This window comes from Novosphingobium sp. 32-60-15 (assembly GCF_002280675.1).
Taxonomy (GTDB): Bacteria; Pseudomonadota; Alphaproteobacteria; order Sphingomonadales; family Sphingomonadaceae; genus Novosphingobium.
This window is the reverse complement of sequence record NZ_NCEN01000013.1, coordinates 63,392-80,880: the sequence shown is the minus strand read 5'-3', so window position 1 is coordinate 80,880 and position 17,489 is coordinate 63,392. Positions and strand designations below refer to the sequence as shown.

17 protein-coding genes and 1 tRNA gene are annotated in these 17,489 nt (G+C 61.8%); 10 read left to right on the top strand and 8 right to left on the bottom strand.

Going from position 1 to position 17,489, the window contains the following annotated elements; genetic code table 11:
• Nucleotides 1-86: 86 nt before the first annotated feature.
• From bioB to bioD, 3 genes are read left to right on the top strand one after another with little or no spacing between them, the layout of a single operon-like run.
• Nucleotides 87-1,208, top strand: a complete 1,122-nt coding sequence (gene bioB / locus B7Y89_RS11275; RefSeq protein WP_292938597.1) for a biotin synthase BioB — start codon at nt 87-89, stop codon at nt 1,206-1,208.
• Complete coding sequence (locus B7Y89_RS11270; RefSeq protein WP_292938596.1) at nt 1,208-2,356, top strand: 8-amino-7-oxononanoate synthase; 1,149 nt, start codon at nt 1,208-1,210, stop codon at nt 2,354-2,356. The genes bioB and B7Y89_RS11270 overlap by 1 nt, the downstream gene beginning before the upstream one ends.
• Nucleotides 2,353-2,973: a dethiobiotin synthase gene (gene bioD / locus B7Y89_RS11265; protein ID WP_292938595.1), complete on the top strand. Its 621-nt coding sequence runs from the start codon at nt 2,353-2,355 to the stop codon at nt 2,971-2,973. The genes B7Y89_RS11270 and bioD overlap by 4 nt, the downstream gene beginning before the upstream one ends.
• A gap of 19 nt (nt 2,974-2,992) precedes the next feature.
• Here bioD and B7Y89_RS11260 read toward each other — a convergent pair whose 3' ends face one another.
• Nucleotides 2,993-3,454, bottom strand: a complete 462-nt coding sequence (locus B7Y89_RS11260) for an Lrp/AsnC family transcriptional regulator (RefSeq protein ID WP_292938625.1) — start codon at nt 3,452-3,454, stop codon at nt 2,993-2,995.
• Nucleotides 3,455-3,556: 102 nt separating this feature from the next.
• Between B7Y89_RS11260 and putA the strand changes: the two genes are divergently transcribed.
• A complete protein-coding gene (gene putA / locus B7Y89_RS11255; protein ID WP_292938594.1) occupies nt 3,557-7,000 on the top strand; it encodes a bifunctional proline dehydrogenase/L-glutamate gamma-semialdehyde dehydrogenase PutA in 3,444 nt (1,147 codons plus the stop codon).
• A gap of 219 nt (nt 7,001-7,219) precedes the next feature.
• Here the strand turns inward: putA and B7Y89_RS11250 are convergent.
• Nucleotides 7,220-7,306 (bottom strand) — tRNA-Leu (locus B7Y89_RS11250).
• Nucleotides 7,307-7,426: 120 nt separating this feature from the next.
• Nucleotides 7,427-8,281 carry an MJ0042-type zinc finger domain-containing protein gene (locus tag B7Y89_RS11245; RefSeq protein ID WP_292938593.1) on the bottom strand — a complete coding sequence of 285 codons (855 nt, stop codon included), beginning with the start codon at nt 8,279-8,281 and terminating at the stop codon, nt 7,427-7,429.
• Between the two features lie 149 nt (nt 8,282-8,430).
• Between B7Y89_RS11245 and ftsE the strand changes: the two genes are divergently transcribed.
• Genes ftsE through B7Y89_RS11220 form a run of 5 tightly spaced genes read left to right on the top strand, consistent with a single transcriptional unit; the run spans nt 8,431 to nt 12,635 of the window.
• Complete coding sequence (gene ftsE / locus B7Y89_RS11240; protein WP_292938592.1) at nt 8,431-9,180, top strand: cell division ATP-binding protein FtsE; 750 nt, start codon at nt 8,431-8,433, stop codon at nt 9,178-9,180.
• A 2-nt stretch (nt 9,181-9,182) separates the two neighbouring features.
• Nucleotides 9,183-10,112, top strand: coding sequence for a cell division protein (locus tag B7Y89_RS11235; protein WP_366416047.1), 930 nt, complete (start codon nt 9,183-9,185; stop codon nt 10,110-10,112).
• An 11-nt stretch (nt 10,113-10,123) separates the two neighbouring features.
• The gene (locus tag B7Y89_RS11230) at nt 10,124-10,657 is read left to right on the top strand and encodes a YdcF family protein (RefSeq protein ID WP_292938624.1); all 534 of its coding nucleotides are present in this window, start codon (nt 10,124-10,126) and stop codon (nt 10,655-10,657) included.
• The gene (locus B7Y89_RS11225) at nt 10,657-11,361 is read left to right on the top strand and encodes a lysophospholipid acyltransferase family protein (protein ID WP_292938589.1); all 705 of its coding nucleotides are present in this window, start codon (nt 10,657-10,659) and stop codon (nt 11,359-11,361) included. The genes B7Y89_RS11230 and B7Y89_RS11225 overlap by 1 nt, the downstream gene beginning before the upstream one ends.
• Nucleotides 11,362-11,363: 2 nt before the next feature.
• On the top strand, nt 11,364-12,635 hold the full coding sequence (locus B7Y89_RS11220) for a divalent metal cation transporter (RefSeq protein WP_292938587.1): 1,272 nt from the start codon (nt 11,364-11,366) through the stop codon (nt 12,633-12,635).
• An 18-nt stretch (nt 12,636-12,653) separates the two neighbouring features.
• On the opposite strand, the gene B7Y89_RS11215 is transcribed toward B7Y89_RS11220, so the two are convergent.
• The 5 genes from B7Y89_RS11215 to B7Y89_RS11195 are packed head-to-tail and all read right to left on the bottom strand — an operon-like array spanning nt 12,654 to nt 16,507.
• Nucleotides 12,654-13,139, bottom strand: a complete 486-nt coding sequence (locus tag B7Y89_RS11215) for a hypothetical protein (protein WP_292938585.1) — start codon at nt 13,137-13,139, stop codon at nt 12,654-12,656.
• Nucleotides 13,136-13,315, bottom strand: a complete 180-nt coding sequence (locus B7Y89_RS11210) for a DUF4169 family protein (protein WP_292938583.1) — start codon at nt 13,313-13,315, stop codon at nt 13,136-13,138. Before B7Y89_RS11210 ends, B7Y89_RS11215 begins: the two co-directional genes overlap by 4 nt.
• The gene (locus B7Y89_RS11205) at nt 13,315-13,944 is read right to left on the bottom strand and encodes a phosphoglycerate mutase family protein (protein WP_292938581.1); all 630 of its coding nucleotides are present in this window, start codon (nt 13,942-13,944) and stop codon (nt 13,315-13,317) included. Before B7Y89_RS11205 ends, B7Y89_RS11210 begins: the two co-directional genes overlap by 1 nt.
• 16 nt (nt 13,945-13,960) lie before the next feature.
• Nucleotides 13,961-14,446, bottom strand: coding sequence for a transcription elongation factor GreB (gene greB / locus B7Y89_RS11200; protein ID WP_292938579.1), 486 nt, complete (start codon nt 14,444-14,446; stop codon nt 13,961-13,963).
• A gap of 42 nt (nt 14,447-14,488) precedes the next feature.
• A complete protein-coding gene (locus B7Y89_RS11195) occupies nt 14,489-16,507 on the bottom strand; it encodes a lytic transglycosylase domain-containing protein (protein WP_292938577.1) in 2,019 nt (672 codons plus the stop codon).
• A gap of 100 nt (nt 16,508-16,607) precedes the next feature.
• Here B7Y89_RS11195 and dapA point away from each other — a divergent pair, with 100 nt between their 5' ends.
• Nucleotides 16,608-17,489: a 4-hydroxy-tetrahydrodipicolinate synthase gene (gene dapA / locus B7Y89_RS11190; protein WP_292938575.1), complete on the top strand. Its 882-nt coding sequence runs from the start codon at nt 16,608-16,610 to the stop codon at nt 17,487-17,489.

The following is a 17,489-nucleotide window of genomic DNA, read 5'->3' as shown; positions in this document are numbered from 1 at the left end:
TGCATTCCAGGCGATGCAATCCACGGCAAAGTTTCGTTACGCGTCATTAATGCAATTCCTGGAAGCACTGCGAAACGTTTTGGGATATGGGCCGCAAAACCGTATTCCAGAAAAAGGACGCCACCGTGCAAGAAACCACGCTTCTTGAGCGAGAATCGCCCGCCACAACAGGCAGCGTACGCAGCGATTGGACGCGCGAGGAAATCGCCGCGCTGTTCGATTTGCCGTTCACTGAACTGGTGTTCCGCGCCGCCGAAGTGCATCGCGCGCATCATCGCGCGGGCGAAATCCAGCTGTGCACGCTGCTTTCCATCAAGACCGGCGGCTGCCCCGAGGATTGCGGATACTGCTCGCAATCGGTCAAGGCCGATAGCGGGGTTGAGGCGACCAAGCTGATGGAAGTGCAGGCCGTCCTGCAATCGGCCGCGCAAGCCCGCGATGCCGGATCAAAGCGCTTCTGCATGGGTGCCGCATGGCGCAACCCCAAAGAGCGCGACATGCCCGCCGTGATCGCCATGATCAAAGGCGTGCGCGAAATGGGCCTCGAAACCTGCATGACACTGGGAATGCTGACGCCCGGCCAGGCCGAACAGCTCGCCGAGGCAGGCCTTGATTATTACAATCACAACATCGACACATCGCCCGAACGCTATGGCGAAGTTATCACCACGCGCACTTTTGCCGATCGCCTGCAAACGCTTGATAACGTGCGCAATGCCGGAATCAACGTCTGTTCGGGCGGCATCGTCGGCATGGGCGAAACCCGCGCCGATCGCGTCGGCTTCGTCCACGCACTCGCTTCGATGGAACAGCACCCTGAAAGCGTGCCGGTCAACGCGCTGGTGCCGGTCAAGGGCACCGTTCTGGGCAACATGCTGGCTGATACGCCGCTCGCCAAGATCGACGATATCGAATTTGTCCGCACCGTGGCCGTGGCGCGCATCACCATGCCCTTGTCGATGGTCCGCCTGTCCGCTGGCCGTGAATCGATGAGCGAGGCCACGCAATCGCTGTGCTTCATGGCGGGCGCGAATTCCATCTTTACCGGCGACAAACTGCTCACCGCCGCCAATGCGGGCGATGATGCCGATGCCGCGATGTTTGCGCGCCTTGGCCTGAAGCCGATGGAAGGCGAAGAACCCCTTCGTGAGATCAAGGGGCGGGCGATGAAGGCCGTAGGGGGCTGCTCGGGAGGTTGCGCGGCCTGATGGCGGACGCATCCACCCGCACCGGCAACATCTGGTCCACACACACGGCTGATCTGGCAGCGCTGGGCGAAAAGGCGCGGCTGCGCTCGCTCACCCCGCGCCGGGGCATTGATTTTGCCTCGAACGATTACCTTGCGATGTCGTCCTCACCCCGCCTTGCCAAGGCTGTGCAAGATGCCATCGGACGCGGCGTTCCTCTGGGTTCAGGCGGATCACGGCTGCTGCGCGGCAATGATCCCGAACATGAAGCGCTGGAAGAAGAAGCCGCGCGCTTTTTCGGCAGTGAATCCGCGCTGTTCTTTTCGGCAGGCTATGCCGCCAACGTCGCGCTGCTCTCCACCTTGCCCCAGCGCGGTGATCTTATCATCTATGACGAGCTCGTCCACGCATCGATGCATGAGGGCCTGCGCCTGTCGCGCGCCACGGCTTTAAGCGCGGCCCACAATGATGCGCAAAGTTTTGACGATGTGGCGCGGGAATGGCGCGCTGCGGGGAACACCGGGCGCATCTGGCTGGCCTTCGAAACACTCTATTCGATGGACGGCGATATGGCCCCCGTGGCGGATATGGCCGAAGTGGCGCTGCGCCATGATGCCGTAATGCTGATTGACGAAGCCCACGCAACCGGCGTGTTCGGACGTGACGGGCGCGGGCTTGCTGCCGATCTGGATGGCCGGCCCGATACGATCGTCCTGCGCACCTGCGGCAAGGCCCTGGGCTGCGAAGGCGCATTGGTCCTTGCCCCGCGCGTCGTGCGTGATTTCCTGGTCAACCGGGGCCGCCCGTTCATTTTCTCGACCGCGCCCTCGCCGCTCGTCGCCGCAGCTGTGCGCGAAGCGATCCGCATGCTGGCCGATGAACCTGACCGGCGCGATACCTTGCACGATCTGGTCGCCCAAGCCGAACGGGTGCTTGGCCGCCATGGCGCACAGGCCACCGGCTCGCAGATTTTGCCGCTGATCCTGCATGACGATGCCCGCACGATGGCGGTTGCGGCCAAGCTGCAAAAGGCAGGGTTCGACGTGCGCGGCATTCGCCCGCCCACCGTGCCCCAAGGCACCAGCCGCTTGCGCATATCGCTGACGCTGAACGCCAGCCCCGATGATGTTGACGCCCTTGGCGCAGCCTTGGCCGATGCGCTGAAATGAGCGCGTTCGTCGTCACCGGCACGGACACCGGCATCGGCAAAACGATCTTTTCAGCCGCGCTGACCGGAGCGCTACAGGCGCATTACTGGAAGCCCGTGCAGGCAGGCCTTGATGACGGCGCAGACCGTGATCAGGTAGCACAGCTTTCGGGCGTGCCCACATCGCATATTCTGCCCGAAGCCTATCGCCTGAACACGCCTTGTTCGCCACACCGCGCCGCTGAAATTGACGGCGTGACAATCGACCCAGCACGATTGGCCTTGCCCGACGTCCGCCCGCTGGTCATCGAAGGCGCGGGCGGCGCGCTGGTTCCCGTCACGCGCAGCACCACTTATGCCGATGTTTTCGCCATGTGGAACCTGCCGGTCATCATCGTCGCCCGCACCACGCTGGGCACAATCAACCACTCGCTGCTCACCATCGAGGCCCTTCGCGCGCGCAATGTGCCCATCCACGGCGTCGCCTTCGTCGGCGATGGCGTGGAAGACAGCGAAGCCACGATATGTGCAATGGGCGGTGTCAAACGCCTGGGGCGGTTACCCATGCTGGACCGGCTCAACCCGCAAAGCCTTGCCATCGCCTTTGCGCAAGGGTTCCGGATCGCGGATTTCACGTAAGATCAGATCATTGCCGCAATCAGGAATGATCCTTGATGGATTCCATCACCACGAATGTCGATGTGTTCGAAACATGCGGCAGGGTTGATATTTTCTCGCCCAGCACCAGCCGGAACCGGCGGATATCGACCGTGCGCACTTTCATCAGGTAATCGAAATTTCCTGCAATCATGTGGCATTCCTCAATTTCGGGGATTGCCATGACGCCCTGATTGAATTCGGCCAGCGCCTGTTCGCGCGTGTCGGAAAGCTTCACTTCGGTAAAGGCGATGTGATCAAGGCCAAGCTGCGCCATATCAAGCACAGCCCGGAATCCCTTGATCACGCCATCATCGATCAACCGCTTCAACCGCATCTGGCAAGGCGTTTTGGAAAGACCCACCTGCACCGCCAGATCGGTGACCGACATCCGCCCGTCCCGCGACAAAAGATCGATGATCTTGCGATCAAATTGGTCAAATTGCCTATCGGATCTGGTCATCATAGAATTATACGCCCAATCGATTGCATTTTTAAGACCGAAAGCCTCCGATACGCCCTGTGTTAAGACACATTGCCGCATTGGCCTATGGTAATATGCGCCATGGTTAAATCTGTTCCCTTCGCCCGTTTCGCACCCGCAATTGCCACACCCTCGGACTTGCGCCGCGCCATCACCGCGGCAACACGCCGTGCAGAAGCCGATTGCGTTCAGGCCTTGCTGCCCGAGGCGACCCTGCATCCGCAAACCACCAATTCAGCGCAAAAACTGGCGCGCCAACTGATCGAGGCATTGCGCAACAAGCCCCAGGGAAGCGGCGTAGAGCAGCTGGTGCAGGAATATGCCTTGTCTACACAGGAAGGCATCGCATTGATGTGCCTTGCCGAAGCGCTTTTGCGCATCCCGGATAATGCCACGCGCGATGCCCTGATCCGCGACAAGATTTCCGGCGGGGACTGGCTGGCGCACACCGGCAGTGACCGCTCGTTGTTTGTCAACGCCGCCACATGGGGGCTGGTCGTCACCGGCAAGCTGACCGCAAGCGTCGATGATCCCGGCCTTGGCAGCGCCCTTACCCGCCTGCTCGCCCGCGCCGGCGAACCCGTAATCCGGCGCGGCGTCGATCTGGCCATGCGCCTGATGGGTGAACAGTTCGTGCGCGGCGAAACCATTGCCGAAGCGCTCAAACGCGCCCGCCCGCTGGAGGCACGCGGCTTCAGCTACAGCTACGACATGCTGGGCGAAGCCGCGATGACGGCCAAAGACGCCGCCCGCTATTTCACCGACTATGAAACCGCCATCCATGCCATTGGCGCAGCATCGGCAGGCCGCGGCATTTACGCCGGACCCGGCATTTCGATCAAGTTGTCAGCCTTGCACCCGCGCTACGTCCGGTCCCAGCAAGCCCGTGTCATGGCAGAACTGCTGCCGCGCGTAAAAGCGCTGGCCTTGCTTGCCATGCGCTATGACATCGGCCTCAACATTGATGCCGAGGAATCCGACCGGCTGGAATTGTCGCTTGATCTGCTTGAAGCGCTGGCGAGCGACCCTGAACTTGCCGGATGGAACGGGCTTGGTTTTGTGGTGCAGGCCTATGGCAAGCGTTGCCCGATGGTGATCGACTGGATCATCGATCTTGCCCGCCGTTCGGGCCGCCGCATCATGGTGCGCTTGGTCAAAGGCGCCTATTGGGACGCCGAGATAAAACGGGCGCAAGTGGACGGACAGACCGATTTCCCCGTCTACACCCGCAAGGCCCACACCGATGTCGCCTATATCGCTTGCGCCCGTCGCCTGTTGTCCGCCCCGCAAGCCGTGTTCCCGCAGTTTGCCACGCACAACGCCCAGACTCTGGCAACGATCTATCGCATGGCAGGGCCGGACTTCACACTTGGCACTTACGAATTCCAGTGCCTCCACGGCATGGGTGAGGCGCTCTATGACGAGGTCGTAGGCCCGGACAAACTCGACCGACCATGCCGCATTTATGCGCCGGTCGGCACGCATGAAACGCTGCTTGCCTATCTTGTGCGCCGCTTGCTGGAAAATGGCGCAAATTCCTCCTTCGTTAACCGGATCGCCAATCCTGATGTTGCGGTGGAAGACATTATCGCCGATCCGGTCGCAGCCGTTGCCGCTTCTGCAAATCCCGGCGCCCCCCATCCGCTGATCGCTTTGCCGCGCGCGATATACCCGCACCGCCACAACAGCACAGGCCTTGATCTGGCCAACGAACACACGCTTGGCGAATTGGCGACACGCTTTCGCGCGGTGTCCAGCCTTATGCGACATGCCGTGCCGAGCGCCGAATTGCCCGCTGCTCCCCCGCGTGCCGTGCGCAATCCTGCCAATCACGCTGATGTTGTCGGCATGGTGTGCGAAGCCCTGCCCCACGCGGCGGCACAGGCGGCAAACATCACCGCTGCATCGCGCTGGAACCAGACCGCTGTTGCCGCACGCGCCATCATTCTTGAACGCGCTGCTGATGCCATGCAGGCAGCCATGCCGGAACTTATCGCGCTGATCGTGCGCGAAGCCGGAAAATCCACCGCCAACGCCATCGCCGAAGTGCGCGAGGCCATTGATTTTCTGCGCTATTACGCCACGCAGGCCCCGGTTCTCGCCGGATCGCAACCGCGCGGTGTCGCGCTGTGCATTAGCCCGTGGAACTTCCCGCTGGCTATTTTCACCGGACAAGTGGCCGCCGCGCTGATGGCAGGCAATCCGGTCCTTGCCAAACCAGCCGAAGAAACCCCGCTCATCGCATCCGAAGCCGTCCGCATCCTGCACGAAGCCGGTATCCCCGACGATGCACTGATCTTCCTGCCCGGCGATGGCGCAATCGGCGCAGCGCTGGTCGCCGCGCCCGAGGTGACGGCTGTCCTGTTCACCGGATCAACCGAAGTTGGCCGCCTGATCCAGCGCCAGCTTGCCACACGCCTTTCCGCTCAAGGCCGCCCGATCCCGCTGATTGCCGAAACCGGCGGCCAGAACGCGATGATCGTCGACAGTTCGGCCCTGGCCGAACAAGTAGTGGCCGATGTCATCGCCTCTGCATTCGACAGCGCCGGTCAGCGTTGTTCGGCATTGCGTGTGTTGTGCCTTCAAGAAGACGTGGCCGATCACATCCTCACCATGCTCAAAGGCGCGCTGGCAGAATTGCAGGTCGGCCCCACCGATCAGCTCAGCGCCGACATCGGCCCGGTCATCACGGCCGAAGCGCGCGATGCCATCGAATTCCACATCGCCGATCTTCGCGCCAAAGGTTGTCCGGTCCATCGCCTGCCACTGGGCGTGCAAACCGCGACAGGCACTTTCGTTGCCCCCACGATCATCGAACTGGCCGATCCCGCCATGCTCACCCGCGAGGTTTTCGGACCCGTGCTCCACGTCATACGCTTTGCCCGCACCGGTCTTGACGCCTTGGTCGATCAGATCAACGCGTGGGGTTATGGCCTGACATTCGGCCTGCACACCCGTTTGGATGAAACGATTACCCGGATCACAGCCAAGATTTCGGCCGGCAATATCTATGTAAACCGCAACGTGATCGGCGCGGTTGTCGGTGTGCAGCCGTTTGGCGGCCATGGCCTGTCCGGCACCGGTCCAAAAGCGGGCGGCCCGCTCTATCTGCGACGGCTGGTCAGCAGCGCACCTGCGGCCCCTGCCATCACATTAAGCGAAACCGAATTGGCCGGGCCGGTGGGCGAACGCAACATCCATGCAACCCGCCCGGTTGGATGTGTGCTGATCGCAGCGCAGAAACAGGACAAGCTCGAAGCACTGGCAAAGCGCGTCGCATCGCTTGGCGGCACGCCCGTCATTGCCAATCCGGGCTGGCAAACCACCGGCCCCTACGCACGCGCGCTTGTCGATGGTGATACGGCCTTCACGTTGGCCATTGCCCGGGCCGTAGCCGCGCTGGATGGCCCCATTGTCCCGGTGCTCTGCCCGAACGATGATGATGCCATGCTGGTCAGCGAAGTCTCGATCTCGATCAACACGACCGCAGCGGGCGGTAATGCCAGTCTGATGGCGATGGCCTGATGATGGAAAAACGGGGGCATTGGCCGCTGTAGCCAACACCCCCGCCAAGGACCATGCGTCTCATCCTGCCCTTACAACGACAGAAAGCGTTGGTAGTTTCCGAAGGCACAGAAAAAGTTGTGCGAAAACGACCAGCACCCAAACAAAACCGCATATCGCAAAAAAGAAGGCTACCCATTGCCCGGAACCTGAGGCTTCAAGCCGTTCAGGGTGGGGAGATGGTGCGGTCGAGAAGACTCGAACTTCCACGGGCTTTCGCCCACAACGACCTCAACGTTGCGCGTCTACCAATTCCGCCACGACCGCATAATCATACAGAGTGCCGGACCGAAGAAAGGCTCCCTGTGGGGGGTAGGAGCGCGCCACTAGCAAACAGGTTTGAAGGGCGCAACAACCATCGGAAGTTTTTTATACCCAGCCTGTCATTTAATCAGGCTTCCAGCCGATCTCGGCCACTTTGGCGCTTTTCGGCACGTCGGTTACAGCGGCATTGATCGTCACGCTTTCACCGGGCGCAAGCTCATCTTGCGGTGCAGGAACTTCCCAGGTTTTCACAACCTTGTCACGCGAATCGCGTAAAACGATCAGGATGGCGGGGATTGCGCGCACATCCTTGCCCACATTGCTGACCGTACCGCTTGCGCCGAAGTATTCGGTGCCGTTGGGCAGTTGGCGCCGATCCTGCTTTTCCGGCGGGAATGACAATTCCAGGTCGGGACGGTCCGCGCCAAACGTCTGGCCTGCACCCGGCAGCCACTGCGGCACGCCAAAGTGCCACAAGGCTGCACCCAAAGTCGCAATCGTCAGCGCGAAAGCCACCGCGGCGATTGTCCACAGCTTTGCAGGATTGCGCCGGGGGCGAAACGGCGGTTCATGATCAAACGGCGAGGGTCCATCGTCAATCTCCGCCTCGACGCTGCGACGGATCGAGCGTGGCAAGGGCGGCGGTGTTGGCGGCTCTTCCGCGTCATACCCATAAGCCACGTCCGGTACGGCCGCAGGCTGGGGCGCAGGCTGGGGCGCAGGCTGGGGCGCAGGCTGGCCCGCAGCAGCCCGCATCGGCGCAGGCCTCACCGCAGGCTGAGGCGTGTCCTCAGGTTGTGCCGCAGTTGATTCTTCGATGCCGGCGCTGACGGCCTCAACCGGGCGTTCGGCAAGGTCAGGCCCGTTCTGGAACCATGAATGGCGGCACTTGGCGCACCGCACCGTGCGCCCATCCACACCGATTGCGGTATCAGGGACGACATAGCGCGTCGAGCAGGCGGGGCACGCAATGATCATAACGATGGTAAAGCATGCCCTTGCCGCAAGAAACAATAGCAACAACCCCTAAGAAACGCTTTCATGGCCTTTTTTCCACATCGATTGCCGCGTATAGCTGTTTTGGGCGCAACCAAGTGCCCGCAACAACCGGATATAGTCTTCTGCACATGAACAAGCCCGATGATGCAGAGATTGTCCATTTCGACAATGTGGGCCTGCGCTATGGCACAGGCAAAGAGGTGCTGACCGATGTCAGCTTCACCTTGTTTTCAGGCCGTTTTTATTTCCTGACCGGCGCATCGGGCGCAGGCAAGACCAGCTTGCTCAAGCTGCTGTATCTGGCGCAGCGCCCCTCGCGCGGGCTTATCCGCATGTTCGGAACCGATGCGATCACCCTGCCGCGTGAACGCCTGCCCGGTTTCCGCCGTCGCCTTGGCGTGGTGTTTCAGGACTTCCGCCTGGTCCAGCACCTTTCAGCATACGACAACGTGGCACTCCCTTTGCGCGTGGCTGGCGTGCCTGAAAAGGACATCGTTCGCCCCGTCACCGACATGCTCGAATGGGTAGGGCTTGGTGATCGCAGTCACGCCCGTCCGGCAACGCTTTCAGGCGGAGAGCAACAACGTGTTGCCATCGCCCGCGCTGTCATTGGCCGCCCTGATATGCTGATCGCGGATGAGCCGACCGGAAACGTCGATCCTGATATGGCAGAAAAGCTGCTGCGCCTGTTCGAAGCGCTCAACCGCTTGGGCACCACCGTCGTGGTCGCCACGCATGACATTCACTTGATTCAAAAGATGCCTGATTCGCTGATCATGCGGCTTGATAAAGGGCGGCTGTCCGATCCTACCGGTGCGCTTCGCTATCCACCGCGCAACGGCGCAGCGATTTCACGCGCAGAATTGCCCCGCGTATGAGCATGCTCCCTGCTGCACTCGAAGCTTTTCAGGGCGAATGGCGCGAACGAGCGCGCGCAGAAAGCCGCTTGCTGCCGCAGGGCAAGCTTTCCGGCCCGATGCCGTGGGTCATCGCCATCATGATCGGCCTTACCGTTGTGGCCACCGCCAGCGGCCTTGCCTTGCGCAATACAGCCAGCATCGCCAGCGTCGATGTGGCAGGCGGCGTTACCGTGCAAATCGTCCACGGCGCCCCGCGTGAACGCGACCGGCAGGCGCAAGCCGCGCTAGCCAGCGTGCAAAGCGCGCCCGGAGTGCAGTCTGCACGTCTCGTCCCGCAAGCAGAGCTTGATGCCTTGGTTGAACCGTGGCTTGGCACCAATGCAGGCGACGATATCAACGCCCTGCCTGTGCCCGCCTTGATTGACGTGCGATTGTCTGATGCTGCCGATAAAGCACAGCTTGAAGCCTTGCGCGCCCGCCTCAAATCCCCTGCGCCCGCCGCACGGATCGATGCGCAGGCCACGTGGCTTGCCCCCGTGTTCGAGGCGATTGGCGGCTTGCAATGGCTGGCAGGCGGCCTGATCGCGCTTTTGGCTTTCGCCACCGTCGCCACGGTTTTGCTCGCATCGCGCAACGCACTTGGCAATCATCGCAGCACGATCGAGATCGTCCACATGCTCGGCGGCACTGACACGCAAATTGCGCGCATCTTTCAACGCTCGATGGCGGTTGATGCGGCGGCAGGCGGGATCGGCGGGCTGCTTTTGGGACTGGTCGCCATTTCGCTGCTCGGCCATCAATTTGCCGCGCTCGGCTCTGGCATGATGACATCGGTCGGCCTTGGCTTTTCAGACTGGCTGGTCATCTGCTGCATCCCGCTGGCCGGAGTCCTGCTTGCGGTCGTCACCGCGCGCCTTACTGTTTTAAGCGCGCTGAGGGGCATGTTGTGACCCAGCGGGGCATCTTCCGCCGGTTGTTTTCGCTGCTTTTGCTGGCATGGGCGCTGGGCTTCATCTGGTTCGCCATCTATCTGCCCCGCCCCGCCACAGAACCCGTCCGCACCGATGGTATCGTCGCGCTTACCGGTGGTGGAGGCCGCATCCCCCACGCCCTGCGCTTGCTTGAGCGCGGCACTGCCAAACGCCTGCTGGTTTCCGGCGTTGACCGTGAAGTGCGCCCGCGCGAATTCGCCGTTGAATATAAAGTCAAACCCGCGCTGATGGCTTGCTGCATCACGCTGGGGTATGACGCGGTCGATACCCGGTCTAACGCCTTGGAAACCGCGCGCTGGATCAAAGACAACAAGCTGAAATCCATCCGCGTTGTCACAACCGACTGGCACATGCGCCGCGCCATTTTTGACATCGCCGAAGAAGCGCCCAAGGGCACCGTCATCGTTCAGGACGCCGTCGCCTCGCGCCCCAGTTTCCGCATTCTGTTTCTTGAATACAACAAGCTGGTGGCCCGGCTGCTGGCGTGGGCAATAGGCTGGTAATGATCCGCAAATTGACGTCTGCCCTGCGCAGCCTTGTATTCTACGCCGTGTTCTACACAGGCTCTGTGCCATATGTGCTCGGCGCGCTGGCGCTGATGAACGTGTCGGTGCCCAAATTCCGTTGGGTCGTGCGCGAATGGAGCCATTGGCACCGCTTGTGCTGCCATTTCATCCTCGGGATCAAGGTCGAACTGGAAAGCCCCGTGTTCCGGTCAGGCGTGCTCTATGCGGTCAAGCACGAAGCCTTTTTCGAAGCCATCGACATGCCGTGGCTGTTCCTCAATCCCGTCGTCTTTGCCAAAGCAGAACTTTTGCGCATCCCCGGCTGGGGACCTGCCGGCGCGCGTTTCGGCCTGATCGGTGTGGACCGCGATGGCGGCGCAAAGGCTTTGCGGACAATGCTGACCGAGGCCCGCCAGCGTATTGCCGAAGGCCGCCCGCTGGTGATCTTCCCCGAAGGCACGCGCATACCCCACGGCCAGCGCCGCGAATTGCAATCGGGCTTTGCCGGGATTTACAAACTGCTCGGCCTGCCCGTCATACCCGTGGCAGTTGACACCGGCGCGCTCTATCATCGCCGCTGGAAGCAGTCCGGCACCGTCCGCTATCGCTTTGGCGAAGAGATCCCACCCGGCCTTCCCCGCACCGAGATTGAAGCCCGCGTCGAAGCCGCAATCAACGCGCTAAACGCGCCACACGCCTGATCATGGACCAAAAATTGCCACAAGAAACGGGTGAACCCCGTTCGCTGCTCGAAGTGCTTGGCCCCGGCCTTGTTACCGGTGCGGCTGATGATGATCCATCGGGCATCGGCACCTACAGCCAGGTCGGTGCACAGTTTGGCTATGGCATGGCGTGGACGATGCTGTTCGGCTTTCCGCTGCTCGCATCCATCCAGGCCATTTGCGCGCGCATCGGCGCCACTACCGGGCGCGGTATAGCGCACAATTTGCGTCGCCATTATCCGCCCGCCCTGTTGCGCACGATGGTCATGCTGCTGCTGATCGCCAATGTCATCAATCTGGGTGCAGACCTTGGCGCAATGGGCGCAGCGCTCGGCCTGCTGGTCCCCGGCCCCGTGCTTGGCTTCACCATGGCGTTCGGCGTGGTCAGCATCCTGGCCGAAGTGTTGATCAGCTACACCCGCTATGCCCGCATCCTCAAATGGACCACGCTGTCGTTGTTTTCCTACGTTGCCGTGGTTTTTGTCGCGGGCGTTGATTGGGGTGCGGCCCTGCGCGGCATCGTCATTCCCTCGTTCACGTTTGACCGTGAACATACGATGGCGCTGGTCGCCGTGTTCGGCACCACGATCAGCCCCTACTTGTTCTTCTGGCAGGCAGGACAGGAAGTGGAAGAACAGCACCGTCGCCACACCAAACCGCTGTGCATCGCGCCGCGCAGCGCCGGTCCTGAATTGAAGCGCATCCGCACAGACACGCTTGTCGGCATGGGCTTTTCGCACCTCACCGCCTTGTTCATCATTATCGCCACTGCCGCCACCCTCAACGCCCACGGCGTCACCGACGTCGCCTCTGCGGCCCAGGCAGCAGAAGCCTTGCGCCCCATCGCGGGCAATCTTGCCTTTGCGCTGTTTGCCGTCGGCATCATCGGCACGGGAATGCTGGCTGTGCCGGTACTGGCAGGATCGGCCGCCTATGCGGTAAGCGAAACCTTCAACTGGACCGAGGGGCTTGACCGCAAGCCGCGCGAGGCCAAAGCGTTCTACAGCGTGATCGCGCTGGCAACGCTTGGCGGCGTCGCGCTCAATTTTACAGGCGTTGATCCGATGCGGGCGCTTTATTGGGCCGCCGTGGTCAACGGGTTGCTCGCTCCGCCGCTGATGGTTGTGACAATGATGATCGCCCGCAACCCGCGCATCATGGGCCGCCTCACCATCCCGCCGCGCCTCGCGTTCGGCGGCTGGCTCTCAACCGCGGTCATGTGGGCCATTGCACTGCTGTTTCTGTTTGGCTGACGTTTCCTTCCCGATGCTCTAGCCCTTGGCGCACCCCAAGGCCGCCGCATCCATCGCCGAAGCCGCGCCTTGCAGGATATAGCGATCGCGAAAACTGCGCCCGTCGCTTGCTCGCGCGATGACCACCATCGATCTCGCACTGCGCATTTGCGCTATGATCCCGGCATTGGTCGTCTGGTCAGCAGGCCAGGCGTCTGCCTGCCCGGTTTGCAGGGTAAAATTGGCCTCGGGAAACGATACGGTGACTTTTGATCCCGCCGCCAGCCGCCGTGCCAGCCGCACATGCACCGCCCCGCGAATGCCACGCGAAGGCCATTGGCCGACTGTGAAATAGGGCTGGAACTCTTGTTTGCGGCCGCCATTTTTCTCTGCCATCGCAATGGCATAGCAGCGCGGCACGGCGGGATCGCGGAACGCTCCCCATGTGCCGAACACGCCAAGGCTATCGCGCGCAAAAGCCGTCCCAGCAAGGGCAAGCACCCCCAAAACCAGCAGCTTCCTCAAGGCACTTCCCGCAGTGCGCCATCAATTGCCCTCGCGGCGCGGTCAGCCTCGGCCTGATCGCGCAGCTTTTCTGCTTTGGTCCGCCCAAACTTCGCACGGTTGGTTTGTGCCTGGAGTGTGTGCTCCGCCTTGGCCTTTGCCTTGCGTGCAGATCGCAGGTTGATAATCTCGGCCATCAGGCGTGTTCAATCCCGCGCTCTGATCCAAACAATGTCCGCTCCTGCCCGCCTTCAACCAGCGCGATTGATCCTTGCACCAGCGATGGCGCAATCGGCGCGCCATGCAAGGGGTGCAACGGATAGCCCCCCATGATCCCGCGCAGCACGCGGCTGGAAATTCCATGCATCACCACGATATGGTCGCCCGCCGGATCGCCCAGTTCATCAAGCCAGCGGTTAAGCCGCGCCGCGATCATCAGGTAATCTTCGCCATCCGGCGCAGGGCGCAACAAGTGATCCTCGATCACAATCGGCCCGACCTCCTCCTCGACATCACCATAAGACCGCCCGCACCACGATCCCATGTCGATTTCCTGAAGGTCCATCGTGCGCCGCCCGCCAAACCAGTCGATCCCCAATTCCTCGGCAATCAAGGCTGCCGTTTGCAACGCGCGGCCCGTATCGGAAATATGCAGCGTCACGTGTGGCCGCTCGCCCAATTCGGCGCGCAGCGCACAGCCCATCGCCACGGCCTGCTCAAACCCCTGCCGCGTCAATGGCGTGTGCATCGCATTGGATTGCAGCCGGGCAGACGCGTTATAAACCGTCTCGCCGTGGCGCATGATGTAAAAGCGGCCCTGTTTCATGGCTGCCGTCATAGCGTCAGGCTTCGGGATAGGAAACGGCCATGATTTCCCATTCCTTCTCGCCCGCCGGCAAGCGAACTATGCGCAAATCACCTACCCGCGCCCCGCGCAAAGCCTTGGCAATCGGCGCGCTCCACCCGATCAGGTTGGCAGAAGCGTCCTGTTCGTCATCGCCGACAATCGTCAGCACCCGCCGGTTATCGTCCTCGTCGGCAATTTCCACCGTCGCGCCAAACAACACCCGGCTGCGATCCTCCATCTTCGCCGGATCAATCACCCGCGCCGCCTTCATCCGCCGCGCCAGAAACGCCAATTCCCGATCAATCTCGCGCATCCGCTTGCGCCCGTACAGATAATCGCCGTTCTCGGACCGGTCGCCATTCCCCGCCGCCCAACTCACAATCTCGACAATCGCAGGTCGCTCGGTACCCAGCAGCAGATCATACCGCGCGCGCATCGCCGCAAACCCGGCAGGGGTAATGGGATGACCGTCAGGCTTCATGGAGTGGCTTTGGCGTGAAAGGGGATTGGCCGAAAAGCCCGCTCACCCCGGCTCCCTCTTCCCGATGTAATAGCTCATCGGATTGCTCCCGCGATACCTTGCAAATTGCGGGTTCATCGCGTCGTAAACCACCGCGTTTTCCAGCACGCGCTGCACATAATTGCGCGTTTCCGACAGCGGGATGCGCTCCATCCAGTCGATCCAGTCGACGCCGCCATTGCGCGGGTCGCCGTTGGCGCGCAGGAACTTGTTCACGTTGCCGGGGCCAGCGTTATAGGCGGCCACGGCCAGCGGCCATGATCCGCCATAGTAATCCAGCATCCGCTGGAAATAGCCCGAGCCGAGCATGATGTTATAGCCCGCATCATCGATCAGCGCCTGTGTGCTGTAGGACATGCCAAGCTTGCCCGCCTGTTCATTGGCGGTAGCAGGCATCAATTGCATCAGCCCGCGCGCGCCGGCATGGCTCATCGCGTTTTGTGCAAACTGGCTTTCCTGACGGCTGATCGCGTGGATTGCGGTCCATTTGCTTTCATGCCCCGGCGGCACCGGGATCAGCGGGAAAGCGATGTGCTGGAAATCAAGGTAGCCGCGCGCGGCGGCCGCTTGGCCCACGATCACGCCCAGATCGCGCCGCCCCAGATCGCGCGCCAACCCTGCCACCATCATGTGCTGCGCTTCGGTTTGCTGTTGTTCGGCCACTTCCTTGAAGAAGCGGATCGTCGTCTTCCAATCGGCCCCGCGCGCCACTTCGCGCACGGCCAGCGTCAGCGGTTGCGAATAGAACCGGCTGCGTTCATCGGGCGATACTTGCGCGGAGGAATCCAGCGCAAAGTTCGGCACAGGTCGGCCCAGCCGCTCCAGCGCCAACAGGCCATAGAACTGATCGGCATATTGCGCGGCCATTTCAAAATAGCGCCGCGCCTCGGCCTGTTGGCCCGCACGCGCTGCGGCCTTGCCCGCCCAGTAAAAGCCCTTCGACCGCGTTCCCGGCGTCCGCGCTGCCGCGCCATAGCGCCAGAACATCGGTGCTGCGCTGGCGTAATCGCCGGTGTTGAACCAGCCTTGCGTCCCGCCCAGCCACATCAGCGATGTGTAATCATCGCGCAGGTCATACGCGGCCTGGCTGATATCTTCGCCCGGATTGAATGCATCATCGATCCCGGCGGCAATCCGCATCGCCGTTCGCGCATCGCCTGCCGTTGCGGCAGCGCGCGCATTGATCAAGAGCTCTTCAACCCACTTTTCCCGGTCAAGCGGCTGACGAGCCAATAGTGGCCGGTTGGCCAGCAAGGACCGCGCGGCGGCTCCTTGCCCTGATTTGCGCAACTGGCGCACACGCTGAAACACAAAGCCCGGATCGCTGTTAAGCTGCTGCCCCGGAATGCCCGCAACCGCGCCGTATGGGTCGGTGCCTTGCATCGCGGCAAGCCGCGCACCGTCCACCGCTTTGCGCGCAGGGCTCACCCACACAATCTGTCGCGCAGCCTGTGCCGCAGCGCCCGACCACAAGAGCGCATCCATCCGCGCATCATGATCGTCGAGCGTAAGACTTGTGCCCCAAGTTGCCAGAATCGCCCCTTCGGCAGCGTCACTCATCGCCCCGCCCCGCCAGGCAGCGCGCGCAGCTTCGCGCGCTTCGGGCCGACCCATCGCCATCAACGCCAGCGCATATTGCGCGCGGCCAGAATTGGTCAGCGGTGGCTTGCGATCAAAATACGCAACCTGACGGCTGACGTCTGCCGATTCGCGCTCAAGCGCCAGCTCGGCAAAGCGCCGCAGCTTTTCCTCATCGGGAAAGCCGGGATAGGTCAGCACAAAATTGGAATAGTCTGCAAAAGCAAAGCGATTGGATGATGAAAGCAACTTCCACCGCTCAACCGCGCCCATCATTGGCCCGCCCCCGCTGGCAACCAGATTGGCGCGCGCACGGTCCCAATCGGCACCGCCGGTGGCATCGGGCCCGCTGGCATGAACCAAACTTGATGCGGCAAGTGTCTGTAACAACACACCTGCAACGCCCCAGCGCAATATCAAGGCTTTCACGTCCATGCGGGACATACTATGGACCGGCTCCTTATCAGGCGCTGAACAGACCCCCCGTGGGTATGACACCGCATGTTCGAATTGCGACCATGCGATAATTTGAGGGATATTGTCCATGTTTTCCGGTTCCATTCCGGCCCTTGTGACTCCTTTTCGCGATGGAGCGTTTGACGAGAAAGCATTTCGTCGCCTCGTCGACTGGCAGATCGACAACGGTTCATTCGCGCTTGTCCCATGCGGCACCACGGGTGAGGCATCGACGCTGTCAAATGCCGAACATCACCGCGTGATCGAGGTTTGCGTCGAACAAGTCGCAGGCCGTGTGCCGGTCATCGCAGGTTGCGGCAGCAACGATACGATGAACGCGCTGCTGCACATGAACTTTGCCAAGAAGTGCGGCGCACAGGCCGCGCTGTGCGTCGCGCCCTATTACAACCGCCCCAGCCAGGCCGGCATCATCGCGCATTTCAGCTACCTGGCTGAACATAACGATCTGCCCATCGTGCTTTACAACGTGCCGGGCCGTACCGTCACCGATATCCTGCCTGAAACCGTGTGCGAACTGGCCAAGCGCCATCCCGCCAAGATCATCGGCATCAAGGACGCGAGCGGCGATCTGTCGCGCGTCACCGATCATCGCATGGGTATTGGCAAGCACTTCTGCCAATTGTCGGGCGATGATGAACTGGCGCTTCCCGCCAACGCTGCGGGCGCCGTCGGCTGCATTTCGGTCACCGCCAATGTCGCGCCAAAGCTTTGCGCCGAATTCCAGGCCGCTTGCGCTGCCAACGATCTCGAATTGGCGCGCGAGCTGAATGACAAGCTCTACCCGCTGCATTACGCGATGTTCGAAGACGCTTCGCCCGGGCCGGTAAAGTATGCGCTCAGCCGCATCTTCCCGGACATCAGCGATGAATTGCGCCTGCCCATGGTAGCCTGCAATGCCGAAGCCCGCGCAGCCGTTGACGCTGCACTGGAACACGCCGGACTAATCTGA